29 protein-coding genes are annotated in these 25,097 nt (G+C 43.1%); 21 read left to right on the forward strand and 8 right to left on the reverse strand.

Annotated elements, in window-relative coordinates:
• Window positions 1-57 precede the first annotated feature (57 nt).
• Window positions 58-312 carry a DUF2909 domain-containing protein gene (locus tag P5V12_RS19810; RefSeq protein ID WP_316954810.1) on the reverse strand — a complete coding sequence of 85 codons (255 nt, stop codon included), beginning with the start codon at window positions 310-312 and terminating at the stop codon, window positions 58-60.
• Between the two features lie 33 nt (window positions 313-345).
• Between P5V12_RS19810 and P5V12_RS19815 the strand changes: the two genes are divergently transcribed.
• Genes P5V12_RS19815 through P5V12_RS19835 form a run of 5 tightly spaced genes read left to right on the forward strand, consistent with a single transcriptional unit; the run spans window position 346 to window position 4,492 of the window.
• Window positions 346-1,080 carry an SURF1 family protein gene (locus P5V12_RS19815; protein WP_316954811.1) on the forward strand — a complete coding sequence of 245 codons (735 nt, stop codon included), beginning with the start codon at window positions 346-348 and terminating at the stop codon, window positions 1,078-1,080.
• 27 nt (window positions 1,081-1,107) lie between these two features.
• On the forward strand, window positions 1,108-1,713 hold the full coding sequence (locus P5V12_RS19820) for a hypothetical protein (protein WP_316954812.1): 606 nt from the start codon (window positions 1,108-1,110) through the stop codon (window positions 1,711-1,713).
• Window position 1,714: 1 nt separating this feature from the next.
• Window positions 1,715-2,884, forward strand: coding sequence for a COX15/CtaA family protein (locus P5V12_RS19825; protein ID WP_316954813.1), 1,170 nt, complete (start codon window positions 1,715-1,717; stop codon window positions 2,882-2,884).
• A gap of 29 nt (window positions 2,885-2,913) precedes the next feature.
• Window positions 2,914-3,813 carry a heme o synthase gene (cyoE, locus tag P5V12_RS19830; RefSeq protein ID WP_316954814.1) on the forward strand — a complete coding sequence of 300 codons (900 nt, stop codon included), beginning with the start codon at window positions 2,914-2,916 and terminating at the stop codon, window positions 3,811-3,813.
• Window positions 3,814-3,823: 10 nt separating this feature from the next.
• A complete protein-coding gene (locus P5V12_RS19835; protein ID WP_316954815.1) occupies window positions 3,824-4,492 on the forward strand; it encodes an SCO family protein in 669 nt (222 codons plus the stop codon).
• A gap of 26 nt (window positions 4,493-4,518) precedes the next feature.
• Here P5V12_RS19835 and P5V12_RS19840 read toward each other — a convergent pair whose 3' ends face one another.
• Window positions 4,519-4,884 carry a hemerythrin family protein gene (locus P5V12_RS19840; protein ID WP_316954816.1) on the reverse strand — a complete coding sequence of 122 codons (366 nt, stop codon included), beginning with the start codon at window positions 4,882-4,884 and terminating at the stop codon, window positions 4,519-4,521.
• A gap of 277 nt (window positions 4,885-5,161) precedes the next feature.
• On the opposite strand from P5V12_RS19840, the gene P5V12_RS19845 reads away from it, so the two are divergent.
• The 8 genes from P5V12_RS19845 (at window position 5,162) to P5V12_RS19880 (ending at window position 11,202) form a co-directional block, all read left to right on the forward strand.
• On the forward strand, window positions 5,162-5,779 hold the full coding sequence (locus tag P5V12_RS19845; protein WP_316954817.1) for a YceI family protein: 618 nt from the start codon (window positions 5,162-5,164) through the stop codon (window positions 5,777-5,779).
• Between the two features lie 860 nt (window positions 5,780-6,639).
• A complete protein-coding gene (locus tag P5V12_RS19850) occupies window positions 6,640-7,530 on the forward strand; it encodes an alpha/beta hydrolase (RefSeq protein WP_316954818.1) in 891 nt (296 codons plus the stop codon).
• A 164-nt stretch (window positions 7,531-7,694) separates the two neighbouring features.
• The gene (locus P5V12_RS19855; protein WP_410483306.1) at window positions 7,695-8,216 is read left to right on the forward strand and encodes a type 1 glutamine amidotransferase; all 522 of its coding nucleotides are present in this window, start codon (window positions 7,695-7,697) and stop codon (window positions 8,214-8,216) included.
• Between the two features lie 8 nt (window positions 8,217-8,224).
• Window positions 8,225-8,662, forward strand: coding sequence for a DUF2214 family protein (locus tag P5V12_RS19860; protein ID WP_316954820.1), 438 nt, complete (start codon window positions 8,225-8,227; stop codon window positions 8,660-8,662).
• Between the two features lie 92 nt (window positions 8,663-8,754).
• Entirely contained in the window at window positions 8,755-9,690 is a 936-nt protein-coding gene (locus P5V12_RS19865) for a hypothetical protein (protein ID WP_316954821.1), read from the forward strand.
• A 12-nt stretch (window positions 9,691-9,702) separates the two neighbouring features.
• Complete coding sequence (locus P5V12_RS19870; RefSeq protein WP_316954822.1) at window positions 9,703-10,356, forward strand: SDR family oxidoreductase; 654 nt, start codon at window positions 9,703-9,705, stop codon at window positions 10,354-10,356.
• Window positions 10,357-10,415: 59 nt separating this feature from the next.
• Entirely contained in the window at window positions 10,416-10,859 is a 444-nt protein-coding gene (locus P5V12_RS19875) for a GFA family protein (RefSeq protein WP_316954823.1), read from the forward strand.
• A gap of 34 nt (window positions 10,860-10,893) precedes the next feature.
• On the forward strand, window positions 10,894-11,202 hold the full coding sequence (locus tag P5V12_RS19880) for a YebG family protein (protein WP_316954824.1): 309 nt from the start codon (window positions 10,894-10,896) through the stop codon (window positions 11,200-11,202).
• 139 nt (window positions 11,203-11,341) lie between these two features.
• On the opposite strand, the gene P5V12_RS19885 is transcribed toward P5V12_RS19880, so the two are convergent.
• Complete coding sequence (locus tag P5V12_RS19885; RefSeq protein WP_316954825.1) at window positions 11,342-11,791, reverse strand: globin family protein; 450 nt, start codon at window positions 11,789-11,791, stop codon at window positions 11,342-11,344.
• Between the two features lie 92 nt (window positions 11,792-11,883).
• On the opposite strand from P5V12_RS19885, the gene P5V12_RS19890 reads away from it, so the two are divergent.
• The 6 genes from P5V12_RS19890 to P5V12_RS19915 all read left to right on the forward strand — a co-directional run bounded on the left by P5V12_RS19890 (window position 11,884) and on the right by P5V12_RS19915 (window position 16,701).
• A complete protein-coding gene (locus tag P5V12_RS19890; protein WP_316954826.1) occupies window positions 11,884-12,882 on the forward strand; it encodes a Gfo/Idh/MocA family oxidoreductase in 999 nt (332 codons plus the stop codon).
• Between the two features lie 16 nt (window positions 12,883-12,898).
• Window positions 12,899-13,873, forward strand: a complete 975-nt coding sequence (locus P5V12_RS19895; protein ID WP_316954827.1) for a nitrilase family protein — start codon at window positions 12,899-12,901, stop codon at window positions 13,871-13,873.
• A 96-nt stretch (window positions 13,874-13,969) separates the two neighbouring features.
• A complete protein-coding gene (locus P5V12_RS19900) occupies window positions 13,970-14,497 on the forward strand; it encodes a 2TM domain-containing protein (protein ID WP_316954828.1) in 528 nt (175 codons plus the stop codon).
• Window positions 14,498-14,611: 114 nt separating this feature from the next.
• On the forward strand, window positions 14,612-15,040 hold the full coding sequence (locus P5V12_RS19905; protein WP_316954829.1) for a hypothetical protein: 429 nt from the start codon (window positions 14,612-14,614) through the stop codon (window positions 15,038-15,040).
• Window positions 15,041-15,089: 49 nt separating this feature from the next.
• Window positions 15,090-16,052, forward strand: a complete 963-nt coding sequence (locus P5V12_RS19910; protein ID WP_316954830.1) for an XdhC family protein — start codon at window positions 15,090-15,092, stop codon at window positions 16,050-16,052.
• A 52-nt stretch (window positions 16,053-16,104) separates the two neighbouring features.
• Window positions 16,105-16,701: a nucleotidyltransferase family protein gene (locus tag P5V12_RS19915; protein WP_316954831.1), complete on the forward strand. Its 597-nt coding sequence runs from the start codon at window positions 16,105-16,107 to the stop codon at window positions 16,699-16,701.
• Here the strand turns inward: P5V12_RS19915 and P5V12_RS19920 are convergent.
• From P5V12_RS19920 to P5V12_RS19935, 4 genes are all read right to left on the reverse strand, one after another.
• Window positions 16,694-17,764: a hypothetical protein gene (locus tag P5V12_RS19920; protein WP_316954832.1), complete on the reverse strand. Its 1,071-nt coding sequence runs from the start codon at window positions 17,762-17,764 to the stop codon at window positions 16,694-16,696. The genes P5V12_RS19915 and P5V12_RS19920 overlap by 8 nt on opposite strands.
• Window positions 17,765-17,867: 103 nt before the next feature.
• Window positions 17,868-18,662 carry a metal ABC transporter permease gene (locus tag P5V12_RS19925; protein ID WP_316954833.1) on the reverse strand — a complete coding sequence of 265 codons (795 nt, stop codon included), beginning with the start codon at window positions 18,660-18,662 and terminating at the stop codon, window positions 17,868-17,870.
• Entirely contained in the window at window positions 18,655-19,419 is a 765-nt protein-coding gene (gene znuC, locus P5V12_RS19930) for a zinc ABC transporter ATP-binding protein ZnuC (RefSeq protein WP_316954834.1), read from the reverse strand. Before znuC ends, P5V12_RS19925 begins: the two co-directional genes overlap by 8 nt.
• Window positions 19,416-19,904, reverse strand: coding sequence for a Fur family transcriptional regulator (locus P5V12_RS19935; RefSeq protein ID WP_316954835.1), 489 nt, complete (start codon window positions 19,902-19,904; stop codon window positions 19,416-19,418). The genes znuC and P5V12_RS19935 overlap by 4 nt, the downstream gene beginning before the upstream one ends.
• 99 nt (window positions 19,905-20,003) lie before the next feature.
• Between P5V12_RS19935 and P5V12_RS19940 the strand changes: the two genes are divergently transcribed.
• A complete protein-coding gene (locus P5V12_RS19940; protein ID WP_316954836.1) occupies window positions 20,004-20,879 on the forward strand; it encodes a metal ABC transporter substrate-binding protein in 876 nt (291 codons plus the stop codon).
• Between the two features lie 247 nt (window positions 20,880-21,126).
• On the opposite strand, the gene P5V12_RS19945 is transcribed toward P5V12_RS19940, so the two are convergent.
• Window positions 21,127-21,420 (reverse strand): hypothetical protein, encoded by a 294-nt coding sequence (locus tag P5V12_RS19945; RefSeq protein ID WP_316954837.1) that lies wholly within the window; start codon window positions 21,418-21,420, stop codon window positions 21,127-21,129.
• A 483-nt stretch (window positions 21,421-21,903) separates the two neighbouring features.
• On the opposite strand from P5V12_RS19945, the gene polA reads away from it, so the two are divergent.
• Window positions 21,904-24,612 (forward strand): DNA polymerase I, encoded by a 2,709-nt coding sequence (gene polA / locus P5V12_RS19950; RefSeq protein WP_316954838.1) that lies wholly within the window; start codon window positions 21,904-21,906, stop codon window positions 24,610-24,612.
• Window positions 24,613-25,097: the final 485 nt, after the last annotated feature.

Here is a 25,097-nt window from a genome sequence, read left to right on the forward strand (position 1 = left end):
TGCTGGGCAAGGGGCCGCTAACCTCTTGCCCTTTTGTGTTTTAGAAAATAGGTTTTGTTAGTTGTTGGTAGTAGATGAATTCGCTGCAGGACGAGTTTGATCCCACGGGGCTGTGTTCTTAAGATTGCCGGAATAGATATGAAAACCGATAAAACCAAGCAGAAGTGTAGCGATGGTAATTCGGGCGCCTAACGCATAAAGCGTTCGTTTTGATTCTGGAATACCAATGTCTTTCATTAGGTATACCAGACCACTACTTAAGCTAACGAGTAAGCCGATAAACAGTACCACGATGGTGATTTTTATCCACATGTTGGATGCCCTTTACAATGCTTGATTATGAATGTGACTAGCAAACAAACATTTCAGTTTGTGTTTAATTGGAAAATCACAGTATTTGCCATTTGCATGTTACCCATTCTCATTCGTTTGGGTTTTTGGCAGCTCAGTCGAGCTGAAGAAAAAGAAACATTACTCGAAGTTTGGGCTGAACAGCAAGCGCTACCTGCAATTGAGTGGCGTTTGGGGATGGATGAACAAAACAAATACCGACGGATTCGAACGACGGGTGAATTTGATGCGAGCCGATACTGGCTGATCGAAGGGAAACATCTAAACGGAAAATTAGGCTTTGATGTGGTTATGCCCTTTCGCATTAAAGATAGCGACAATTGGATTTTAGTGAATCGGGGGTGGTTACCTGCTGGGCAATATAGAGAACAGTTGCCTGAATTTACCACGCCCAGCGGAATACTGAGTATTTCAGGACAGTGGTCTATTCCAAGTGACCTGACACTGGTTGATGAAGTGACAGACTTGACTCAAACATGGCCAAAGAAAGTTTTGGAAGTGGATACCGAGTTAATGTCTAAACAACTGCATTCGAATCTGGAAAATCGGATATTGCTGGTCGATGAGGATAATGCCTCAGCATTAGCGGTAAATTGGATAACCGTGAATACCTCGCCGGCGAAACATTACGGTTATGCGGTGCAATGGTTTGCCATGGCGGTTGCTTTATGTATTTTATGGCTATTTGCCAATAGTAATATTTCGAGCCTTCTTGGGCGTCGAAAATAAAATAATGTTGTAATTGAGAAAGCTGAAATGAGTAGCGACCAAGTTAAAAACAAAAAAGCGAAACTAACGCTTGTTGCCATTATCGTGGTTTCTGTATTGCCGATTGCGGCAGCCTATTTTATGTTTTTTACCGGTATTGGTGTGCCGGATCATACGGTGAATAAAGGGTTACTCTTGCCTAAGGCAATTCCATTGGAAGAAATTGTTGATACCGAGTTCTCTAACGAACTTAATCAAAATAAAAAGTGGCGACTCTTACTGCCTGTTCCAGCACAATGTACAGAACAGTGTCAAAAGAATCTCTATACAACCCGTCAGGTACATATTCGTTTGGGCGAAAAAGGCCTGAGGTTAGAAAGAATTGCGGCGAATTTAAACGGTATTGAAGGCGAAGCTTATTTGGCTAGTATTCAATCTGAACACCCAAAATTAAAAACCTTTACGGTTGATAAACAAATCTGGAACGATTGGGTAAAACAATCTGGCTTAGCACTGGATATGCAGCAAGAGCACTATTACTTTCTGGTTGATCAACAAAGTTTTGCCATGATGGCGTATACCAACAAACAACATGGAAATGATTTGTTAAAAGATATTAAACGCGCATTAAAGCATTCGATTGATTATCAATAACATGAACAATAATTCAACACTGATTAAATTATCTATTCTGGCAGTATTTGTTGCCTCTGTGGTTGTCGTACTCGGCGCTTTTACTCGTTTGGCTCATGCTGGCTTAGGCTGTCCAGATTGGCCTACTTGCTATGGTCATCTTTGGGTGCCGAACGAAGCCCATGAAATTGAACAGGCGAATCTACGCTTTGAAGAAACTCCAGTAGAAACCGATAAAACCTGGCCGGAACAAATACATCGCATTTTTGCTTCATCACTTGGTTTAATTGTTTTTGCATTATTCTTCGTTGCCTTGCGTAAGCAAAGTCAGGACAGGCCGGTTTCGATTGCAGTTTTCCTTGCCGTAATCATTGCGGGCACCATAGCGCGAGCATTTGTCGGTCACTCGCTGGATGTCATTATGTTGGTTGTTATTGGTTTCTATTTTGCCAACATTGTTCGTTGTGCACTGGTGAACGGTCGCTCCGAAGTACCTATCAAGCTTGCAGGATTTCTGGCCGGGTTGGTGGTGTTACAAGGCTTGTTCGGTATGTGGACTGTAACACTTAAGCTATGGCCCCAAGTGGTTACGGCGCATTTGCTCGGCGGCTTTGCAACATTGAGTCTTCTGTGGTTAATGTTAAATCGATCTATCGGATGGCATTGGCAGTTAGATGCGGGCAGCGTTGTGGATTTGCTCAATATAAAACGACTGGCGTTAATTGCAATGGTGGTTGTGGTTGTGCAAATTGCTTTGGGTGGTTGGACAAGTTCAAACTACGCGGCGTTGGCCTGCCCGGATTTACCGCTTTGTCAAAACCAGATTATACCGGACTCCGATTTTAAGCAGGGCTTTAACTTTCTGCAGAGTGTCGGGCCAAATTATCTGGGTGGATTATTAGACAATGACGCGCGCACAGCTATCCATTTCTCCCACCGATTAGGCGCATTGCTGGTTACGTTTTTTGTTGGCCTACTCGCGTTTAAACTTCTGTCAAATAGCGCGGGAATTGTCAAAAAATGGGGAATCATCCTGGCTTGCGCCTTGATTATTCAAATCGCCCTGGGCTTGAGCAATATCCTATTTTCTTTGCCGCTTTCTGTTGCAGTACTTCACAACGCTGGCGGGGCATTACTGCTAATTATCTTGGTTACGGTGAATCACAGAATTCATTCCGTAAAAACAACATAACCATCTACAACTGATTTTGAGTGATTACTATGTCTGATGTGAGCGTAATCGAAAACACAAACTGGCGAGACTACCTGGAAATGACAAAACCCAGTGTGGTTGCGTTAATGCTCTTAACATCCTTAATTGGAATGCTGCTCGCTGTGCCGGGTGTTGTGCCGCTAGATATTCTTTTGTGGGGAAATGTGGGCATTGCGTTATGTGCAGGTTCCGCTGCAGCTGTAAACCACCTTGTGGATCGACATGTCGATACCAAAATGGCAAGAACATTTAACCGGCCTGTAGCCAAGGGGCGAGTGACTCCTGCCAACGCGATTATTTTTGCATTTGTGTTGGGCTTATTAGGCATGACCATTCTTATGGTCTGGGTTAACCCGCTTACCGCATGGCTAACGCTAGCCTCACTAATTGGTTATGCGTTTATTTACACACTGTATTTAAAGCGCGCGACACCCCAAAACATTGTGATCGGTGGTTTGGCTGGTGCTGCGCCGCCGCTACTCGGTTGGGTTGCTGTTACCGGTGAAATCCACGGGCATGCGCTTCTACTGGTGTTAATTATCTTTGCCTGGACACCGCCGCATTTCTGGGCGCTGGCTGTTCATAGACAGAAAGAATATGCCAATGCAGAAATTCCAATGTTGCCGGTGACCCATGGAGAAAGCTATACCAAATTGCATATTGTGCTTTATACATTTATGTTGATCGCAATAACCCTACTGCCTTTTGCTACGCATATGTTGAATTGGTTGTACTTATTGGGTGCGGTTGTCTTGGGTATTGGATACTTGTATTACGTTCTGGTGTTAATGTTCGGCAAAAAAGCGAATGCAGGCATGGACGCGTTTAAGTACTCCATAATTTACCTGATGGCACTTTTTGCAATTATGCTGTTTGACCATTATCTTCTGCCCATTAACGTCGCCTAGAGGAATTATTTTGGCCGCCTTTATTAATTCACAAGCAAATGCTCAACAAAAGAAAGGGATTCTAAAAACGGTCTTTATTTTACTCGCTATTGTTAGTGTATTACTGGCGGGTTTCCTACATAAAATGCTGTCACCACGCGTGCTGTCTGATACGGAGCTTCGCTTAAACGGCGCTATACAATTTGAAAAACCAAGAATTGTTCGAGACTTTCAGTTACTCGATCAAAACAACCAACCATTTACCAAAGAAAACTTGAAGGGTAAATGGAGTATCGTGTTTTTTGGTTTTACGCATTGCCCGGATATATGTCCCACGACAATGGCCAAATTGAATCAGGTCTATAAAAAGCTTGATAGTGATGTGGCGAAGCAAACTCAGGTTATCCTTATAAGCCTGGATCCAGCTCGCGATACGCCAGAGAAACTAAAAGAATATGTGTCCTTTTTTAACCCGGATTTTGTTGGTGTGACCGGTGACTTTATGGAAATCATGAAGTTCACCAGAGATACAAATATCGCGTTCAAAAAAGTAGTACAAGGCGATGATTACACCGTTGATCACAGCAGTAATATTGTCTTATTTAATCCCTATGGTGATTACCACGGTTTCTTTAAAGCGCCTCATGAGTTAGCCAAATTGAAACTCACGTATACGTCAATGGTAAAAACATTCGATTAATTGGGCGGCGAGATGTGCTCAATTGATTACTTGGATTTTGATTGTAAAACGAACTGTTCGAAGTCCTTATCAATACCAAACACATGGCGTTTGAGCCATTCGGAAAGAAAAGTAGAAAGGGACTTCCTTAAACTATCGTCAAGGAAGGCCTGGTTGGCAACCATTTCAGAAAGCTCTTCACGGAATCGGTTGTGTGCCTTTATGTGTTGCGCTTTGTGGGGGTAATTAAGTTTTTCCATGTAGGCCTCTTCCAGCGCGAAATGATGTTCAGCATAGGCCACGAGACGTTCGAAAACATCAGCTTCATCAGCACTATTATTGATCTGATCAATAAGCTCAAACAACATTTGATGCTGATGATCTTGCCATATGAGCTCGCTGGTCTTTTTCATATATGGAATAAATTTATTGTCTAATACATACAATTATAGGCGACAGAACTAAAGAGGCGAATTAGCTCGTTACAGTTAATACTACTCCCATAAAGAGGGTATGAATACTTGTTAACGTGTTTTATGGCGCTGTCCCGCGCCAGCATGTGAAAAACTGAGTAAAATTGCGTATTAGATCTACTATTAGTACTCAAGCCCCTTTCAAGGCAGATTTTTATATTAATAGAGGTCTGCTTAATAACTCAAAAGAATATTAAATGTAATAGAGGAGGATGCAATGAAGTGTTCAATAACAATTGCCTTGCTACTGTGGTCCATCATTGTTGGGAGTCAGGCTTCCGCAGATTGGGTGTTGTCGGATGCAGGAACGAGTTTGCATTTTATCTCTACCAAAAACCAAAATATCGCCGAAGTACATGACATTCGTGACTTGAAAGGTGAGCTACTTTCTGACGGGAGCTTCAACATTACTTTGGATACTCGCTCCGTCAACACCGGGATCCAGATCAGGGATGAGCGTATGGCAAGCTTACTGTTTGAATCAGGACTTTATCCTTTTATCACCATTAGTGGTAAAGTGGATTACTTCAGCGCGGATGATATGAAAGCGGGTGTGATCCGCACAGCGCCGTTTGATGTTGACCTGACAATTGATATGCATGGCATTTCCCAGACACAAAAAGCCAGTATGCTGGTGTATAAAGTGGATGAAAAAACGTTGGGTGTTTCCCTACACAAACCAATCATTATAAAAGCCGGCGACTTTCAGATGGATACGGGTATCGAGCGTCTCAGAAAAATCGCAGGCTTGGATAACATCAACTACTCTGTTCCGGTGACAGGCCACTTTGTGTTTAACAAGGTTGATAAAAAGCTTAAATCTCCAACCAAATAAAACCCTGCTAGGCGATTCTAAAAATATTTCACCAGGGCAATTTGCCCTGGTTACCTCCCTCGCTATCTAGATGTGCTGCGGCTTTTAGGATAACGATTGTAATAGTGTTGTCATAAAACGCATCTTTTATGTGTGGCTTCTGATGTGACGGCAATTAAGACTAAAAAATTACTAATCTAAATAGTAACTATTGTTATTCCTTTGAGCGGATCGCATGACTCATCTTTTTAATACTATTCGGCTGAGAAAACCGATTCTATGTGATATTTCCTAAGTATGAATGGATTATGTCAGGCTAATAATCTCGAATATATGGGATAGCCAAACGAGGATTTAGCTTCTGTTTTTAAGAAAAGTTGTCTTATACAAAAGCTATAGCGCTTTTGAGTGAAACGATTCAGGTGTTAACGCAGTTCTGTATAGAGTTAGATGGGGGTATATAACTGGATGAGGAAAACTCCCGAATATATTATACGTATGGTTGTCCACCTATACACGGTGTTTCATGTCACCGGAGATCTATCAATGGGATTGCTTTATTAACATCAATTAAATTCAATTCGTTGTTACGGGAAAAGTCGGTTTTATATCATTCATTCCAGAGAAAAGAGAAAGATATTTCCTCAATTCCCAGAGAAGCCTTGAGACCAGGCTTAGATGGTTTACTGTTAGTTGAGGCAAAACACTCTAGCGTATTCACATAATGCTAATTACGCAGGGTTGTCTTCTTTTCAATTAAAAGCCTTGACCTCTACACGATTGATTTTATAGTAGCCTGTCAAATTTAAAACGCATTATCTCCATATACAAATAACGGTCAAAAAGCAGTCAGCTTCAGTCCTATTGACGTGCGGTATTTCATGAAAAATCGTAAGGTTATTACATTTATAGCTTACCTATGGTGCTTTGCCATCCTGGGGTCATATTCTGTTTGGAACTTTGGCAGTCGTTTTATTACGCCAGTAAATCAGCCCATTTCGCAGCCTGAGTCAGGGGTGGAATACGAAAAAGTAGTTATATCCAGTGCCTCGGGCACAGAACTTCATGGCTGGCTTTTTCCTGGTAACGTCGATATGCCGGTAATTGCCGTATTTCACGGAATTGGCAGTAATAAAGGGAAAATGTTGCCCAGGGTAAAATTGCTATCGGAGGCGGGGTATACCGTTGTTGTTGTTGACTTTAGTGCTCACGGTGAAAGTATCGCCGAGAAAATTACCTTTGGTAAACAAGAAGCACAGGATGTGGATGCAACAATTAAATATATTCGATCTCGTTTTGCAGAAAGCAAAATAGGCGTGATTGGAATTTCGATGGGTGGTGCTGCAACATTACTGAGCGAAAGTAAAAGGGATATTGATGCGTTAATTATTGAAGGGGTGTATGCGAAGTTTATTTATGCTGTGCGCAACAGGATGGCTCTTAAGCTGGGAATCCTTGAACCAGCTATTACCCCTCTAATGGTCGTTCAATTAGAACCAAGAGCTGGAGCAAGGTTGGATGAGTTACAACCCATTACTCAAATAAAGGAATACCAAGGTGCGTTATACGTACTTGGTGGCAAGGATGATATGAAAACTAAAGAGAAGGAAACACTTTCTTTTTATAAAGAAGCCAACGAACCAAAGCAACTATGGATAGTTGACGGTGCTAAACACGAAGACTTATATAATTTCGACTCGCAGAAATATAGCGAAAATGTACTGCGTTTTTTCCAACGTTTTTTGTTGAATGAAGAAATATCCGAGAAGTAGATATGAATATTCATTGCTTTCAGCATGTACCTTTTGAAGGTTTGGGCAGTATCGAGTCTGTGCTTTTGGCCCAAGGCCATCATATTTCCTACACCAGGTTTTACAATAATGAGAATCCGCCCGACCTGAATGAAATAGACTTGCTTATCGTTATGGGTGGGCCAATGAGTGTTCATGATGAGCGCCAATACCCATGGCTGGTTGAAGAAAAGAAAGCAATTGGAACAGTAATTCAGAGCAGTAAAAAAGTATTGGGTGTTTGCCTGGGAGCACAGCTGATTGCCACGGCCTTAGGGGCGGAAGTTAAACCAAACAGAGAAAAGGAAATTGGATGGTTTCCTATTAATAAATTAAAAATTTCCAGTAATAAATGGAATCAAGTTTTACCGGATGCCATACTTGCTTTCCATTGGCATGGAGAAACATTTGCTATACCGGATGGCGCAGAAGCAATATATTCAAGTGAGGCTTGTCAAAATCAGGGCTTTATCTTTGGTGAAAATGTTATTGCTTTGCAGTTTCACCTGGAAACAACAGAAACCCTTGCACAGTCCCTAATTGAACAATGTGGTGATGAGTTAGTTGATTCTCAGTATATTCAGACAAAAGAACAGATGTTAAATCCAGATCATTTCGTACACATTAATAATGTAATGAAATCGATCATCCAAACACTTATACAATAGGTTAAATCATGTTGGCAGAAATAATCGTTCGCTATTTTCATCTATTCGGTATCATCGTACTTGGCTCACTAATGACAGCAGAGCATGTTTTGGCAAAGGCTCAAGTCAGTAGGCAAGATTTCAAACGACTTGCCATGATTGACATGGCGTATGGTATTTGTGCCCTCGTGGTTTTTGCTTCCGGTATGACCTTGTGGTTGGGTGTCGGCAAGCCAGCAAGTTTCTATAGTCAAAACTGGATAATGCACCTGAAAGTTACCTTGTTCTTTGTTATCGCATTGCTGTCTGTCTATCCCACAGTCTTCTTCATAAAAAATCGAAAAACTGAAAGCGAAGAAATTACACTACCGAAAAAGATCGTCTGGTGTATTCGCGGCGAGCTGACCTTGTTGGTAATCATGCCTTTACTAGGTGTGTTATTAGGTCGCGGTGTGGGTATGTCCTGAATTTAGGTGTTATTGACACCAAACATTAATCTATAGGGAGAATACATCTATCATCGCCAGTTCATGTGTTGTAGATATGGGGTTGTTGCGTAATGTATTACCGTATTGGGTGTTTGTTTCTGATAAGTGTGTTTTTAGCGATTCCCAGCCTTGCGAGTGAGATAGATGGCGTATATAAAACACTAAACCCTGAGCAGGGAAGGCTCAACCAACCCATTCAACAGATTCGTCTCAGTACAGACCAAACTGCTAGCCCCAAAACAATACGTAAGATCCGGTGCTACCCTGGATGTGCTGCAGAAACCTACCTACATTTGACTGAAGCCTCTGACCTCTCGGGGAGTGATATTTATCTATCGCCAGTAGGAGATTATTTAATTCGTTACGCTGATCAAATATGGATAAATGTAATTCCAAATTCAGAATTAGGTAACAATAGAGTTTGGGAATACTTCATGTTTATTAATGTTTATACCAGACCGGAATCGCCGAAAGAGATTGATCAGAAAAAAGCTGCTGAGTTTGCTATCACTATATCTAAACAGTTGGTGGAGAAAAAATATACTCCTTCCGAGTTAAATACCACTTACTACATGTTGACGCCGGTATATCAACAAAAAAAATATCAAATGCAGATGTCGGTACAACTGAAAGATAATCTGATGACTCTGACTTTGTGTGATAGCTGTCAGAAAAAGCACTATCAACTCGCCAAAAAAAAGAGCCAGGTCCTTCAAATTCCAATTTATGAGAATGAGAAGGGCAATATTATTGTTGCGTTAGATAAAGGGTTTATCTGGGCGGAGCTTAACGAAAAACCAGGGAAAGAAGAATGGCAAATTGAGTGGTTCTTTAATATCTATTCAAAAGATAGTGAGCTTATTAAAACTCTTCGTACGGACAACAATAAGCTTGCAGAGATCGATCGCTTTTTACAGAAGTTATCCAGGCACCTAATCGATGGAAGTGTCCCGGAAACAATTATATCCCCTGATTTTATGATGCTTGAACGTATACATTTTAACTAACGGATTAGCGCTATGTTTAAGAAAATTCTAGTGATTGGTGCAAATGGGCGGATAGGAAAACAGCTGGTGAAAAAGCTTCATGACCAGGGTTTTGCTGTACGAGCTATGGTAAGGCAGCAACAGCAGGCACTATTTTTTAACAGTATGAGAATAGAAACGGTTGTGGCAGATTTGGAAGAGAATTTTTCTTCCGCATTTGAAGGATGTGATACTGTTGTTTTTACTGCAGGTTCTGGTGCAGCAACTGGGGCGGATAAGACGTTGCTAATTGACCTATGGGCGGCAACTAAGGCTGTAGACTATGCTCAGGATTATGGCATACAAAATTTCCTCATGATCAGTTCCAGAGGTGCCGGTAATCCAGATACGGGCCCGGCTAAAATAAAATACTATTGCGTTGCCAAACACTTTGCAGATCAACATCTGATTAACAGTTCGTTGCAATATTTGATTTTAAGACCGGGAAGATTAACGGATGAGCCGGCTACCGGAAAAATAACAACGTCTAAACCGAACATGGAAAGTGAGCAGCATATTTCCAGAGAAGATGTTGTTGATTCCGTCCTATACTTTTTTCATCATTCCAACCATTTTCAGAAGCAAATTATTGAACTTTACGCCGGAGAAAACAATTTGACGGATTCGTTGACTGAGGCTTGTAGGTAGTCTCAATATTTTTTTACTATATAAATAGCTCATTACATATACTAAACAGGAGAGCCAGTATGTCAGATAAGCTAACACGAGGTTCTTGCTTCTGCGGCCAAATTACCTATGAATTCGGTAGTAATCTAGGTATTTTTCAATATTGTCACTGTTCGCGTTGTCGAAAAGTAACTGGCAGCGCGCATGCGTCTAATATATTAGTTGACCCAAATGATTTTTCTTATACATCGGGAGAAGAATTGCTTGGTCGATATGAACCGAGCGATAGCAAGCATTTTGCAACCTCTTTCTGTAAAAACTGTGGCTCGCTTATGCCCTGGATTACCAAAACGAAAAAAGCTGTTGTCGTACCTGCGGGGACTTTGGATTCCGAACCGAAAATTCAGCCACAACACAATATTTACTGGGGGTCAAAGGCGGATTGGTATCTAGACCCAGATAAACTTAAAAAGTGGGATGCCCTACCGATAAAAAAAATAACTGGAAATATATACAGTGTGTGATATTCTCTTTCCTCCAAACTATGGAGGCTAAGATATGACGATTGAAGTGGTATATCGGGTGAAAAAACCCAACGGTGAGCTGGCAGGAGAGTATATGGACAAGAAATTGGCTGATGCCCATGATCAGAAATTGGATTGTATCTATACTATTGCTGAACTTATTCAGGAAAACTGTAAAGAACTCAATGAAGATCTCAGTGAGCAGGTTGCTGAGTGTTTGGTTGATAATCGGGATTTATTAGTTTCTTCTTTGAAAAAAGTTAAAAGTATTCCCGGTGAGAGTACCTCTTCAAAAGAAGCTGAAAGCAGCGTAACACCATTGAAACAAGCATCGGCGTCTTAATACTTCTTGCATTAATGTAACGGCCAGCGAAAGGCTGGCTGTTAGCAGTTAATACTGGTACAACCTTATATCTGATCAAAACGAGGTGAATAACGAGAGTACGAAAACATTTTCGTTCGTATTCATTCATGTTTCTGTATTATTTTTCGTAGGCTTTGGCTTTCATTACATTTGCTATTACCCGATAAGTATCAACCCAGGCTTGTCTTAGCTCGGGGGTCCATTCATCACCTAACCCGGTTTTTAATGCATAAAGTAAGGCGTTGCCTACAGGTGTATAGTCTTCAGCTTTGACGCCATAATCAATATGCTGAACGGCAATCTTTTCCAGCACGGGAACCAATCCATCTAAATCATCAAGCCCTTTTACAGCAACTTTCAACGTGCTCATTAGCTTGCGTCCCTGACTCTTCATATCATGCTTAAATAGCGATTTTAATATGGGATCGTATTCAAAAAGCTTGGCGTAAAATATCTCTGCAGCAGTATCAGCAATAGGTTCTACTTTGGTGAAACTATCCTGAACGAGTTGCTTTTGTTGAGCAGTAATGGGCATATGGGTTGATCCTTCTTTTTTATCCTTAAGCATAGGTGTATCGAGAATATACGCCAGAGTGAAACTGACAATTACCTACTATTTGGTAGTATTAACCAGATATGATTTTAATAGCGAGGCGGGTCATGGTGAGATTTGGCATTATTGGTACCAACGTAATTTCTGGGGGCTTTGTCAGAGCAGCGAAGAAGGTTACAGGAGTTGAGTTGTGCGCAGTTCTTTCGAGAAAAGAAGAGAGCGGCGCTAGCTTTATTGACAAGCATCTTGATGGCCTGGGTTCGGTAAAAATTTATACCGATATCGAGAACCTTGCGCAAGATGATGACATCGATGCGGTATATATTGCTTCGCCAAATTCGCTTCACAGCGAGCAGGCGGAGCTGTTATTAAACGCGGGCAAACATGTTTTGGGAGAAAAACCTTCGGCAACTAATGTAGCAGAGCTGGAGCGTATTTGTGTTGCCGCGAAACAGAATAAACGCTGTTTCATGGAAGCATTGCTTACTACCCATATGCCGAACTACAAGGTATTAAAGCAACATATCCAGCGTATCGGTGTTCCCAGAAAATACATTGGACAATATTGTCAATATTCCTCCAGATATGATTCACATAAACGGGGTGAGCGAGTAAATACGTTCCTGCCTGAGTTTTCTAATGGCGCGTTAATGGACTTGGGGATTTATCCATTATCTCCGGTGATTGATTTATGGGGAATGCCGGATATTATTCAAGCAAATAGTATTATGCTCGATTCCGGTGTCGATGGTGCCACAGATCTTCTGCTTGATTATGGGGATAAGCAAGCCTGTGTGAGTTGCTCGAAAATCACCAACGGCCATAATTTCACCGAAATACAGGGGGAGCTTGGTCGAATCGAAATATACTTCGTTTCTTATGTTGATAAAATCCAACTGTATCTAAATGATGGAACCGTGGAAAACATTGCGGTTGAGCAAGACCCAGACATCATGCGTTATGAAATCGAACACTTTGTGCAACTAATCCACCAGGGAAAAACTGAGTCGGACATTAACAGTTGGCGCTTCAGTAAAAATATTCTTTCGGTGATCGAGCAGGCTAGAAAGCAGGTTGGTTTGGTCTACCCGGGTGATCGGGCATAAGTGAGGAGCAATAGCTATGTCCAGACCAAGCGAGCTTAAGGTTGCCAGTGTCCAGTTTTGCCATAAGCCGGGCGATAAAGACTATAACCTGTCGGTGATTGAACGCTATTGTCAAAAAGCTTCGGAGCAGGGCGTCCAATTACTCTGTTTCCCAGAGATGTGCATTACCGGTTATTGGCATGTTCGGAAACTGTCCCGCAGCGAAGTGGTTGAATTGGCTGAACCTGTGCCTGACGGGCCATCTACCCAAGTGCTAACGAGGTTTGCGGAACAATACAAGCTTACGATTGGTGCGGGATTAATCGAAAAAGATGGTTCATGCTTGTTTAATACTCAGGTGATTGTTGAACCTTCTGGCAATTGGATCAGACATCGAAAACTCCACACCTTTATCAGTCAACACATGTCTTCGGGTGATAGTTATACCGTGTTTGATAGTGACTTGGGGGTCAAATTGGGGGTGTTGACTTGTTGGGATAATAACCTGGTCGAAAATGCCAGAGTGACTGCTCTTTTGGGTGCCGAGATTATTCTTGCCCCTCACCAGACAGGCGGGTGTAATTCCAGGAGTCCAAGAGCTATGGGCTTGATCGACCCGGAACTTTGGCATAATCGAGAACAGGATCCTGAGAGCTTGCGTCATGCTTTTCAAGGGAAAAAAGGGCGAGGCTGGTTAATGCGTTGGCTTCCTTCGAGGGCCCACGACAACGGAGTTTTCTACCTGTTTAGCAATGGCGTTGGTTTGGATGACGATGAAGTTCGCACGGGAAATGCCATGATTATCGATTGCTATGGCGAAATTTTGGCCGAAAGTTCATCGATTGGTGATGATATGGTTGTTGCCTGTTTAGATCTGACAGAACAGGATGTGTGCACTGGCCAGCGTTGGCTAAAAGGGCGCAGGCCGCACATGTATAAACCAATTACGGAAGTAACCGGGAATGAACTGGACCCGGTGCGAGCAAGGTTTGGTGACAATAGCCGCGGTTGATGTGCTGTTGGCATGAAAGTGTCACCCGACAGTCGTGGTTTTGAACGGCTTAACCCCTAGGATGCATAGACATTCTCAAAACAAGCGGTGAAGGAAATGATGGTTAGAAAACTTCGGATACAACACGGATGGTCGCAGGAGCATTTAGCGGAAATATCTGGCTTAAGTGTCAGAACGGTCCAGCGCATCGAAGGTGGTAAGGGAGCCGGTCTGGAGAGCTATAAGTCACTGGCTGCGGTTTTTGAGGTCGATATTGAACTACTCCAAGAGGGAGAGCCGCACATGACCACGGACACAAACATTACTGAAGAAGAAAAAGACGCAATTGAACATGTCAAAAAGCTCAAGAGCTTTTACCAATGTCTTACCTATTACATTGTCACTCTGATATTTCTAACTATGGTGAACTTATTCGTCAGCCCAGGCTATTTGTGGGTGATATGGGTGGCCATTGGCTGGGGAATTTCTATTCTATACGGCGCGCTTAAGACCTTTAAATTTGTCGAAATTTTCGACACCGGATGGGAAAAGAAACAGATTGAAAAGCGTCTTGGCCGGCCTTGGGCAAAGCCTGTAAAAGCAAAAAATACAGCGCAGGATAACCCGGATCAGTATAACCATTGAATGTGAACCTATTAATTTTTCTGATACCGATCAAGGCGGATCCAAGCAACCATTGATACTTTAGATGCTCATTGAGGTATTTCATCATCGTGTATTTAAGTGGGGTAGTGTGCCATGAAGCCCAGTGGACTAGAGCCAAAAGAGTTTGTTGAGGCGTTTGAAAATAAAACGCTACCGCCGGAGTTTTTCGATCACGAGGGGCATATGTATGCGGCCTGGTGTCTGTTGCTTACCTGTGAACGGGAACTTGCTGTTTCCCGTTATTGCCTGGCATTGAAAAACTATGCCGCATCGATCGGGATGCCGGAAAAGTATCATGCAACGATAACTATCGCTTTACTGCGTATTATCGAGGGACGGTTGAACTCAAATTCGGATTTTCGGGACTGGGAGTGCTTCAAGCAATATAACAACGACCTCTTTAGCAGCGCGAAAGAAGTGCTACTCACTTTTTACTCGCCAGAGCTGTTGTACTCTACCGAGGCACGAAACGCTTACGTAGAACCCGACTTGTTGTCCTTCTCAAGTTTCTCTTTTGTGTAATCACACTCTGGGGCAGCACAATCGGTAATTAAAGGTTACTGCCCCTGCTATGAACCACACATTTCATATCCTGCAAACTTGGTATCCGGCTCGAGACGATACGGATTGGGTGCTTGCGCTTATTTCATCCACCCAAGGGTCGAGTTATCGCAAGGCGGGAGCCATGATGCTTATTGGCGGTCAAGGCCAGGCTTTAGGGATTGTGAGTGGAGGTTGCCTGGAGGGGGATCTCAAAGTCAAAGCTCTGCGGGTAATGCAAACCGGAGAACCGCTGACAACCAGCTATGATCTGGAAGCGTCAGATGAGCCTGGATGGCAGCCGGCTATTGGTTGCGGAGGGCGAATTGATATAACACTTTTTCCCGTCACTAAGAGCAATGATTACCTTAAACTTGATCAGGCTCTTGAGTATTTAAACAGTAAGCAAAACGTATTTTGGACGAGCGACCCCGAGCTTAAAGTTCAGTTTGTAAGCGAGCGGGAGCAGATCGATGAAAACGCGCTATTTATCCCTTTGGTCGCCCCAATTCATCTTTTGGTTTTGGGTGGCGGGATGGATGCAATCCCCGTGGCCGAGGCCGCTGCTCGGTTAGGGTGGCAGGTAACTGTTAACGACGCTCGTACAGCTTATGGCCGACAGGAATTTTTTCCTTCTGTTTGTGTTCGTGATTATCGACTTGATGATTTCCCTATGGCTGAACTTGCAAAACATGATGCTGTGGTGGTCATGCATCATAATTTGGATATGGATGCAGCTGGGCTTTCTCTGCTGCGGCATAGCCAAACAAAATACATCGGACTTCTTGGGCCCGAGCACCGAAAACAAAAAATTATTGCATTGGCGCAACTCACACCTGACCTCTTACCTTGCCCTGTTGCTGGCCCAATTGGCCTGGATTTAGGGGGAGACCTGCCTGAGTCGATCGCACTTTCTGTGCTGGCGGAGATTCAGGCGGTATATCACGGGAAAACAGCTCAATCGCATAGTGGGTTGTTCGATTTTGCCGGGTAAAAAAGTCATTTCGTGAGGATGAATTAAATCGAATAACCAAGCTCAGGTGTCTATGAAAAACCTTCATTGCTTGTTACTTGCTGCCGGTCAGGCAAGCAGATTTGGTCAGCCTAAGCAATTAGCTTCAATTAATGATGCAGGTGAGTCGCTTATTCAGAATGCGCTGAATAATCTGCCAATTGAAATACCCACCACTTTGATTTTGGGTGCCCATCATCAGGTAATCCAACAGTCCTTATTGCAGCATGAAGTGTTAGTTGAATCCATCGTTATCAACCCACAATGGCAAGATGGTCTATCCAGCAGTATTGCTTATGGTGTTGAAGGGCTTAACAAAAATGTTGACGGGGTTCTGATTGCGCTTGCGGATCAGATAGCTTTGAATGTTGATGACTACCGAAAACTGATTAACGGGTGGGAAAAACAGCCTGAGTTAATTGCGTGTTCGAGCTATTCGGGACAGCAGGGAGTGCCAGCAATATTTCCGCAAAAATATTTTTCCCAATTATTAGCTTTGACTGGAGATTCGGGCGCAAAAGCATTAATTCGGCAAAATAGCGATGTTTACAGTGTCGAATTACAGAACGCGGCTATTGATATTGACACTCAAGAACAACTGGCACAATTTCATCGACGCCAGACTATGTAGTTGGAGCTGCGCACAACTTCTCTATCAGGCTGCGGTTTGCTTCGCATTGAGGTAAAAAGTTTGATAGCGCGCGTTTAAGCTTAGTTTCGAATGCGCGAACATCCATCGCAGTTGTATCAAGTGTGTGATCACCGGGATAGTTGTGCAGTAACTCTCTGGTTTGATATTCAAGCTTAGGTGCTATATCCGCACTCAATTTGATGTCAGCATGGGTTAAACGTCCTTTCAACTCCACAAGTTGATTATGTCCAAAACCTGATCTATCCAGAATTTGAATCGCACGACGTTCGCCTCCAAAAAAAATACTTTTAAGCCCTTTCAGTGGCGTAAGCTTCTCTAATAAGCGCGTGTGTCGTTCATGAATGGGTTGTATATTTGAAGCGATCTGATTTGTGAGTTGTTGGGATGTTTCCAGTATCCCCTCGATATCCAGCACTGGTTTGAAGCATCCGAGTAATACCTGATGAACTTTGGTTAATCTTGGCACTAAAATAAGATCAAATTGCTCTCGAATTTCTATGATCTGCTGATTAAGCTCGGTTGTTTTAGTATCTAAAAGAATGTCTTTTCTACTGGATTTGCTCACACCTTCCAGCTCCCTTAACTGTGCTTTCAAACAGCTGGATAAGAGTGAAAGTACGTATAGGATGCTATTTAAAACTTGTATTAATCCGACTTGGAAGCGAGAGACAACTTCATTGTTATAACCTGGACGGGAATCTTTTTTTTCTCCCAGAATGGAATTGAGTGGGATAAGCTTGCGTCGTATTGCTTTTAAGTGAATGGATATTTCGCTGGAGTGTTCTTCAAGGTTAACGGTTGCTCTGTCGATATCCGAAATATATTCGTATTGTTTCGCTGTTTCTCGTAACAGTGATGTTACATTTTGAATATCATTCAGATCCCGAGTAAGTTTTGCTGATGCTTCACATAAAACATTATTCAATTGAATGGCGTGCTTGCTTGATTCCGCCCCATTTCTTAATACACTCACTTGGTCTTTTACTGAGAGTACAGTCTGGCTGAGAGAGCGCAAATTTTCGTACAAGATTTCTGTATTCATTCAGTAGATCAAAGACATAAGTCGGTTCGTCAGAACATAAATATATAGAGATATTAATTATAATTGCAACCGAGAGAGGGCTGTTTTTAAAGGCTTTTTTTCTCTATTTTTCTGGTGACTTTAAATTGTTAAACAGGGTGATCAAAATAAAGAACAAAGCACTGGATAGCACGATGCTTGGACCTGCTGGAGAATCGAAAAACATCGAGCCGAATAACCCCGTAATTACTGATAGAACACCAACAAAAGATGCCGTAATAGCCATGGCTTCAGGTGATGAAGATAATTTACGGGCAGACGCCGCGGGTATGATCAATAATGCCGTTATTAAAAGCACTCCCACAATTTTAATTGAGACGGAAATGATCATTGCCAAAAGCAAAACAATGAGAAGTTTCAGTTTTCCGACATGGCAGCCTTCCACTTGAGCAAGCTCCTGGTCGACCAGCATGGTGATCAACGCCCGCCAGAAAAATAAGATTAGACAAAGACAGGCCAGGCAAATTGAGGTAATAATAGTTACTTCAAAAAGTGTAACGGTGAGAATATCACCAAATAAATAGCTGCTAATATCAACCCGTGTTGACATCAATCCGAGAATCACTATTCCCAGTGCCAGAGTTGAGTGAGAAAGTATACCCAGCAAGCTATCTGTGGAAATCATCGAGAATTTTTCTGATGCGCTAAGTATGAGTGCGGAAAAACAACATACTATCGCGATACCCAAACTGGTATGTAACTCAAACGCGAGGCTAAGGCCGACCCCAAGCAATGCTGAGTGAGCAAGGGTATCTCCAAAGTAAGCCATCCGTCGCCAGACGACAAAAGCACCAAGGGGGCCGCTCGCAATTGCCAAACCAATACCGGCCAACATAGGCATTAAAATCAGTTCAATCATGTTCGTGCTCGCAAGTTGAGTCGCAGTGAACTGCGTCCCCATGAAGGGTGTGGTGATGGTCGTGATGGTGGGTGTACACAGCAAGGTTTTCAGAAGCCCGATGGCCGAATAGTTTTAAGTATTCAGGGTGTTGAGTTACGCTTTCGGGCTTTCCGTGACAGCATATATGTCCGTTTAGGCAAAGCACGGAGTCTGTTTGTGCCATGACCAAGTGTAAATCGTGAGAAACCATGAGAATGGCACATCCCAGGTCCTCTTTAAGCTTGGCGATCAAGGAATAAAGCTCCGTTTGGCCGGTAATATCGACGCCTTGAAGAGGTTCATCCAGAATCAAAACCTGAGGCTTGCGTAATATCGCCCTGGCGAGTAATACACGCTGGAGTTCTCCGCCAGAGAGATCGTGAATCTGCTGACTCTTCAAGTGACTAATACCGAGAAGTTGCATTGCGTCATTTCGGGCTTGCCTTGATGGTTCGGCGAAGCTGAGGAAGCGACTGACTTTAATCGGTAAGCTCCTGTCCAATGACAGCTTCTGGGGCATATAGCCAATGCGCAGATGTGGGGTACGAATAATGTGACCCGCTGTTGGGGTAATTAGCCCGGTGGCGAGTTTCACCAGGGTGCTTTTGCCTGCGCCGTTAGGGCCAATCAGGGTAGTAATGGTTTCCGGGAGCAAGTCGAGGCTGATTTTGTGTAGAATCCCCCGGTTTTGGTGGCTGTATGACACCTTGTCAAATTGGATTAGTGAGTTACTCATAAGCTTTTCTTTTTGCATTTCGCGCACAGCCCCAGGATCTCCATAACCTGATGATTAACGCTGAATCTGTGTTGAGAGGCGAGCAAATTAATTGCTTGCTGAATGGAGTTGTTGGTCACTTCCTCCGTGAAGCCACATTCCTGACATACGAGGAAAGTAACTTTTTTTTGGTTATGTGTGCTGACCCCAATAAACGCATTAAGAGAGCGAACTTTGTATACCAGCCCTTGCTCGACAAGAAAATCGAGGGCTCGGTAAACGGTCGGTGGACCTACCTTGTCTCTGGAGGATGTTTGCTCAAGCTGTTTAATTAAGGAGTATGCGCCGAGGGGGCTGTGGCTCTGCCAAACTAGCTTTAGCACTTCTTTTCGGAGGCGCGTTAAGCGAGCACCAGATCTTTCACAGTGTGCTTTTGCCTTGTTTAATGCTACCTCAATACACTTTTCGTGATTATGAGGCGCATTGAGATCTTGAGAAATCGACATAACAGATATTTCAAGGGGTGTGGGAGTTTATGTTATTGTATAACATTAGTGATTTATCTCGAAATAGTCGAAAATTATTGTTATTTATTGATGTTTAAAATGCATATTTTACTGAAGTTTGGTTTGACGTTTTGGATTGCTCTGCAAATCGTGTTTTTAACAGCTGATGCAACGGCTGAAGAGCAGGGGGGCATAAAAGTTTTGGCCTCAATCCGTCCATTGGCATTGCTTGCGAAAGATATTGGCCAAGAAATGGTTGAGGTTGAATCCCTGCTACCTGCCTCTGCATCACCCCACCATTACTCCTTGAAGGTCTCTGATAAAAGAAAGCTTCAGAATGCGGATCTTGTTGTCTGGGTCGGGCCGCAGATGGAAGGGTTCATGGAGAGCTTGGTAAGAAATAAACCCCACCTTCCGATGAATCTGGATGGGGAGGTAAGTCATAACCATAGCCACCACCATGACGAATTACTGCACCTTTGGCTTAGTCTGCCTGATGTGATCTTCTTCGCTGAAAAGTTGACGAAAGAGTTAATTATTCTGCGCCCCGAGTTTGAAGCTTCACTAGTTACAAATATGGCAGAGGTAAAAGCAAAGTTCGAAGCGATGGATAAGCGGGTGTTGGACGGCTTCGGCCAACTCAGTTCAACTAAATATATTGCTTATCACGATGGCTTCGATGGCTTTGTAGATCACAACAAGCTGGAGCAAATGGCTGCACTTACCGATGTGCCGGAAGAGCGTATAGGTAGTAAGTCTTTACTTAAAATTAAGGAATCGGGCCGGAATTGCCTTTGCCTAATGGCTGAAGAAGGTGAAAAAGAGGCTGCAGCTCGTTATTCAAAAGTGTTGGGTTTGCCCCTGTTCCTGGTAGATAGTTTGGCGAGTTCAGACAAAATAAATACTTATTCAGAATTTTATTGGGCGGTAAGCAAAAGCTTTAGGGCTTGTTTTGAAAGTGGAAAGGTGGAATAAAAAAACCCGGGGCAACTTTGTAAGGAGGGGGTAAGATTGCCCGGGACGAAGAGATCAAACTCTACAAAGGAGGTCTGTCTAAGGGGTATAAATCTGCTTTTAAGGCACTTCGCTGTAACTTAAAAGAAGGGGGTAAAGCAGCTACGACTACTCAACTGCACCTGCCTTACCCAAAACTTTTACTAAAAAACTATTCCGTTTCGTTCAATTAGGGCAGCGACCCATTGCTGGGCCGCTTGTCTGTCTTTTACTTTGTAATGGAAGAGCTAAGACGATCTTCTATTAACTTAGTTAATTTAGCGTTGAGTTCATTGTTAATTTCATCAACGCGTGCATCGAATTCTTTCATTTGATGAACAGTAACGTATGAATTGCCTGATACGTTTACTGGCTGACTCGCCCAGCTTCTGCTGGCACCGGCCTCCACAAGTGAAGCTCCAACTTGGGAAGTTACTTGAGGATTAGGGGCACCAACCTCATCTGCAGCGACAGCATTCGATACTAGTGCTAATGCGATTAGCGACACCAGTTTGTTTTTCATTTCTGTTCTCCTAAAAACAGTTCGAATACTTAAGTTATGAATGGTTGATACCGAATGTCAGGTTGTTACCTAACTTCCGTGCAATGTGTTACCTTGCGTAACAAATATTAACAACGAGATTGAAATTATGCAAATACTTTTTACTTGATAAAGGCAGTGTTTAGTAATAGGGTCTAGGTCACATTTTAAAAGGCAACACCATATATAGTGTTTTTTGATCAATAAACAACAATATGACGCTTAATAATTAGCCTTATATTTCCATTTGATTTTAATAATTTATTTTTAGTAATAAATTAGTCTATTTAGACCTAAGTCTAATTGTGATCTAGTTCAGGTAACACATGTGAGTGTGGCGTCTGGTAACACATTGCGGTAAAGCTATTCTGTGCCATCAGGTAAGAGTTTCGTTCAATTCACGTATGGGCTTGATGTATCCTAAGCGCCAATTTCAATGTCCACTAACCATTTTGCTTAAATCTTATGACTACAAATACGGCCCCAGTTTTACTTGTTGACGGTTCTTCATACCTCTATCGAGCCTTTCACGCCATGGCAAAAGCCGACTTGAGAAATACCAAGGGAATGCCCACAGGAGCTGTAAGAGGGGTGGTCAGTATGTTGCGAAGCCTTGTGAAAGAATATCCTGAGAGTGTTGTAGCGGTAGTATTTGATGCTAAGGGAAAAACTTTTCGCGACGAGATTTACGCGGAATACAAAGCTAATCGCCCTCCAATGCCTGATGACCTGCGAAGTCAAATTGAGCCACTGCATAAAATCATTCGGGCAATGGGTTTTCCAATGCTAATTGTTGATGGTGTTGAAGCAGATGATGTTATCGGTACGTTAGCTCGACAAGCCAGTGATAAAGGAATGGATGTTGTCATTTCAACTGGGGATAAGGACATGGCTCAGTTGGTTAATAAGCATGTAATGCTGGTTAATACAATGACCGGTACGAAAATGGATGTTGCTGGAGTTGTTGAAAAGTTTGGCGTTAAACCCGAGCAGATCATCGATTATCTCGCGCTAATGGGCGACAAGGTCGATAACATCCCTGGAGTGGAAAAGTGCGGGCCTAAAACGGCGGTGAAGTGGTTGGCGGAATACGACACCTTGCAGGGGGTTATGGATAATGCGGACCAAGTGAAAGGGAAGGTTGGGGAAAATCTGCGTAGTGCAATTCCAGATTTGCCTATGTCATACGAGTTAGCAACTATAAAAACTGATGTGGAGCTGGATGTTTCGGTTGATCAGCTTGCCCATGCATCCCCGGAAAAAGAGACTCTTAGAGAGCTATTTGGGGAACTTGAGTTTAAGTCCTGGTTGGATGAATTAGATCAGGAAGGGGGGGCGGACGGACAGCCGATACCTGAACTTGTTGATACCGAGTATGAAACGGTTACAGATTTGGATACCTATAATCGCTGGCTTGAATCCATCCGGTCAGCCAAGATATTTGCTTTTGATACCGAGACTACAAGCCTGAATTACATGGAGGCAAAGGTCGTTGGTGTTTCTTTTTCTGTTGAAGCTGGCAAGGCCGCGTATGTGCCCTTTGGACACGATTACCCTGACGCTCCTCAACAGCTGACGGAAGAAGAGGTTCTAGGTTTGCTAAAGCCCGTATTGGAAGACGTTTCAATTCTCAAGATTGGGCAGAACCTCAAATATGACAGAAGTGTGTTGGTGAACCACGGAATAGAAATGCGAGGTATCGCCTACGACACGATGCTTGAGTCCTACGTTTTGAACTCAACAGCAAACAGGCACGATATGGATACCTTGGCATTGGCACATTTGGGGCGATCTACAATTCACTTTGAAGACATAGCGGGGAAAGGGGCGAAACAGCTTACCTTCAATCAAATCCCTCTCGAAAATGCCGGCCCATATGCCGCCGAAGATGCGGACATCACACTCCAGCTCCACCAGAAACTATGGCCGGAACTCGAGGCAATTGGGCCGCTTAAGAATGTATTTGAAAAGATTGAACTGCCGTTACTCAAAGTCCTATCGAAAATCGAACGTAATGGTGCTTTGATTAATAGTGATTCATTGGCTCAGCAAAGTCGTGAACATGGCAAAACCATGGCTGAGTTGGAAAAGCAGGCATATGATATTGCCGGCGAAGAATTTAATCTGGCATCCCCAAAACAGCTTGGCAGTGTACTTTTTGACAAGTTGGGTTTACCCGTAATAAAGAAAACCCCAAAGGGGGCTCCTTCCACCGCAGAGGAAGTGTTGCAGGAGCTTGCGCTGGACTACCCATTGCCGAAGGTCATTATGCAGTATCGAGGGTTGGCAAAATTAAAGTCTACTTACACCGATAAGCTTCCTTTAATGGTGAACCCGCAGACTGGTCGGGTGCATACCTCATATCATCAAGCGGTTGCGGCAACCGGCCGTTTGTCCTCCACGGACCCAAATTTACAAAATATTCCCATTCGAACAGAGGAAGGTCGCAGAATTCGGCAGGCGTTTATTGCCAGGCCTGGATATCGGATTGTGGCGGCAGACTACTCGCAAATTGAATTACGCATCATGGCTCACCTCTCTGGGGATCAGGGACTGCGCAGCGCTTTTGCTGATGGGTTGGATATTCATAAGGCGACAGCCGCTGAGGTGTTTGATGTTGACTTGGATAATGTGAGTGCTGAACAACGTAGAAGTGCCAAAGCGATCAACTTCGGTCTGATATATGGCATGTCAGCTTTTGGCTTGGCTAAACAGCTACATATTGGTAGGAACGATGCTCAGAGCTACATCGATACCTACTTTCACCGATACCCTGGTGTTGCACAGTTTATGGATGATATTCGTCGCAAGGCATCGGAACAGGGGTATGTGGAAACCCTGATGGGAAGACGGTTGTATTTACCGGAAATCAACGCCAGAAATGGGATGCGTCGTCAGGCTGCGGAGCGAACAGCGATCAATGCGCCAATGCAGGGTACAGCTGCGGATATTATCAAAATGGCTATGATTAAGGTCGACGCCTGGTTAGAAGAAAGTGACGTTGATGCGTTGATGATTATGCAGGTGCATGATGAACTGGTTCTGGAGGTTGCCGAACAGGATCTGAGTCGAGTTAAAGAGGAACTCTCTGCCCTCATGTCAGGAGCTGTTGAGTTGTCAGTTCCGTTGGTTGTTGAGGTCGGTGAGGGTGAAAATTGGGATGAAGCTCACTAATAGCGTACTTAACTAACGCTGCGAAATACACAAAAGTGGCGTTTAATGTAGCAAAAATGGTGTGAAAAGAGGTATTTGAGCTTTTTTTCAAAAAAAACGGCAATTTAAGCGTTTTATTCGGAACTTAGTTTTGCTGGGTCAGTCAGAGAATACGAACAGGCTAATGATGTACAGTTTAACCCCTTAGACAGACATTGATTTTTTGGCCCTTGATTGTCCTTAACTTTGCACTCATTTTTTGAGAAAAAGCTTCCCCAAGCATGCGTGCCTCGATGTTCTCCCCCTAACATCGAGGCTTTTTTTATCTCCAGTTTTTGTGTCGTCTAAATATCTATTTTTGCACGGTTATTTGGTAAATATGGCTTAATTATGTAAATTGGCAAAGAGGCCTCGTATGTTTGAACTCCAGCCCTTATTTTTAGTCCTACACTATGCCCTAGATGCTTAATTCCTTATGGGAAATAGCATCATTTCTAGCCCGATGG

This window comes from Teredinibacter sp. KSP-S5-2 (assembly GCF_032773895.1).
GTDB lineage: Bacteria > Pseudomonadota > Gammaproteobacteria > Pseudomonadales > Cellvibrionaceae.

What these genes read in the sequence shown, in the direction of transcription:
- P5V12_RS19810 (WP_316954810.1), bottom strand. Translation starts at nt 312, where the DNA reads ATGTGGATAAAAATCACCATCGTGGTACTGTTTATCGGCTTACTCGTT.
- P5V12_RS19820 (WP_316954812.1), top strand. Translation starts at nt 1,108, where the DNA reads ATGAGTAGCGACCAAGTTAAAAACAAAAAAGCGAAACTAACGCTTGTT.
- P5V12_RS19825 (WP_316954813.1), top strand. Translation starts at nt 1,715, where the DNA reads ATGAACAATAATTCAACACTGATTAAATTATCTATTCTGGCAGTATTT.
- cyoE (WP_316954814.1), top strand. Translation starts at nt 2,914, where the DNA reads ATGTCTGATGTGAGCGTAATCGAAAACACAAACTGGCGAGACTACCTG.
- P5V12_RS19840 (WP_316954816.1), bottom strand. Translation starts at nt 4,884, where the DNA reads ATGAAAAAGACCAGCGAGCTCATATGGCAAGATCATCAGCATCAAATG.
- P5V12_RS19845 (WP_316954817.1), top strand. Translation starts at nt 5,162, where the DNA reads ATGAAGTGTTCAATAACAATTGCCTTGCTACTGTGGTCCATCATTGTT.
- P5V12_RS19850 (WP_316954818.1), top strand. Translation starts at nt 6,640, where the DNA reads ATGAAAAATCGTAAGGTTATTACATTTATAGCTTACCTATGGTGCTTT.
- P5V12_RS19855 (WP_410483306.1), top strand. Translation starts at nt 7,695, where the DNA reads ATGAGTGTTCATGATGAGCGCCAATACCCATGGCTGGTTGAAGAAAAG.
- P5V12_RS19860 (WP_316954820.1), top strand. Translation starts at nt 8,225, where the DNA reads ATGTTGGCAGAAATAATCGTTCGCTATTTTCATCTATTCGGTATCATC.
- P5V12_RS19865 (WP_316954821.1), top strand. Translation starts at nt 8,755, where the DNA reads ATGTATTACCGTATTGGGTGTTTGTTTCTGATAAGTGTGTTTTTAGCG.
- P5V12_RS19870 (WP_316954822.1), top strand. Translation starts at nt 9,703, where the DNA reads ATGTTTAAGAAAATTCTAGTGATTGGTGCAAATGGGCGGATAGGAAAA.
- P5V12_RS19875 (WP_316954823.1), top strand. Translation starts at nt 10,416, where the DNA reads ATGTCAGATAAGCTAACACGAGGTTCTTGCTTCTGCGGCCAAATTACC.
- P5V12_RS19880 (WP_316954824.1), top strand. Translation starts at nt 10,894, where the DNA reads ATGACGATTGAAGTGGTATATCGGGTGAAAAAACCCAACGGTGAGCTG.
- P5V12_RS19885 (WP_316954825.1), bottom strand. Translation starts at nt 11,791, where the DNA reads ATGCTTAAGGATAAAAAAGAAGGATCAACCCATATGCCCATTACTGCT.
- P5V12_RS19890 (WP_316954826.1), top strand. Translation starts at nt 11,884, where the DNA reads ATGGTGAGATTTGGCATTATTGGTACCAACGTAATTTCTGGGGGCTTT.
- P5V12_RS19895 (WP_316954827.1), top strand. Translation starts at nt 12,899, where the DNA reads ATGTCCAGACCAAGCGAGCTTAAGGTTGCCAGTGTCCAGTTTTGCCAT.
- P5V12_RS19900 (WP_316954828.1), top strand. Translation starts at nt 13,970, where the DNA reads ATGATGGTTAGAAAACTTCGGATACAACACGGATGGTCGCAGGAGCAT.
- P5V12_RS19905 (WP_316954829.1), top strand. Translation starts at nt 14,612, where the DNA reads ATGAAGCCCAGTGGACTAGAGCCAAAAGAGTTTGTTGAGGCGTTTGAA.
- P5V12_RS19910 (WP_316954830.1), top strand. Translation starts at nt 15,090, where the DNA reads ATGAACCACACATTTCATATCCTGCAAACTTGGTATCCGGCTCGAGAC.
- P5V12_RS19915 (WP_316954831.1), top strand. Translation starts at nt 16,105, where the DNA reads ATGAAAAACCTTCATTGCTTGTTACTTGCTGCCGGTCAGGCAAGCAGA.
- P5V12_RS19920 (WP_316954832.1), bottom strand. Translation starts at nt 17,764, where the DNA reads ATGAATACAGAAATCTTGTACGAAAATTTGCGCTCTCTCAGCCAGACT.
- P5V12_RS19925 (WP_316954833.1), bottom strand. Translation starts at nt 18,662, where the DNA reads ATGATTGAACTGATTTTAATGCCTATGTTGGCCGGTATTGGTTTGGCA.
- znuC (WP_316954834.1), bottom strand. Translation starts at nt 19,419, where the DNA reads ATGAGTAACTCACTAATCCAATTTGACAAGGTGTCATACAGCCACCAA.
- P5V12_RS19935 (WP_316954835.1), bottom strand. Translation starts at nt 19,904, where the DNA reads ATGTCGATTTCTCAAGATCTCAATGCGCCTCATAATCACGAAAAGTGT.
- P5V12_RS19940 (WP_316954836.1), top strand. Translation starts at nt 20,004, where the DNA reads ATGCATATTTTACTGAAGTTTGGTTTGACGTTTTGGATTGCTCTGCAA.
- P5V12_RS19945 (WP_316954837.1), bottom strand. Translation starts at nt 21,420, where the DNA reads ATGAAAAACAAACTGGTGTCGCTAATCGCATTAGCACTAGTATCGAAT.
- polA (WP_316954838.1), top strand. Translation starts at nt 21,904, where the DNA reads ATGACTACAAATACGGCCCCAGTTTTACTTGTTGACGGTTCTTCATAC.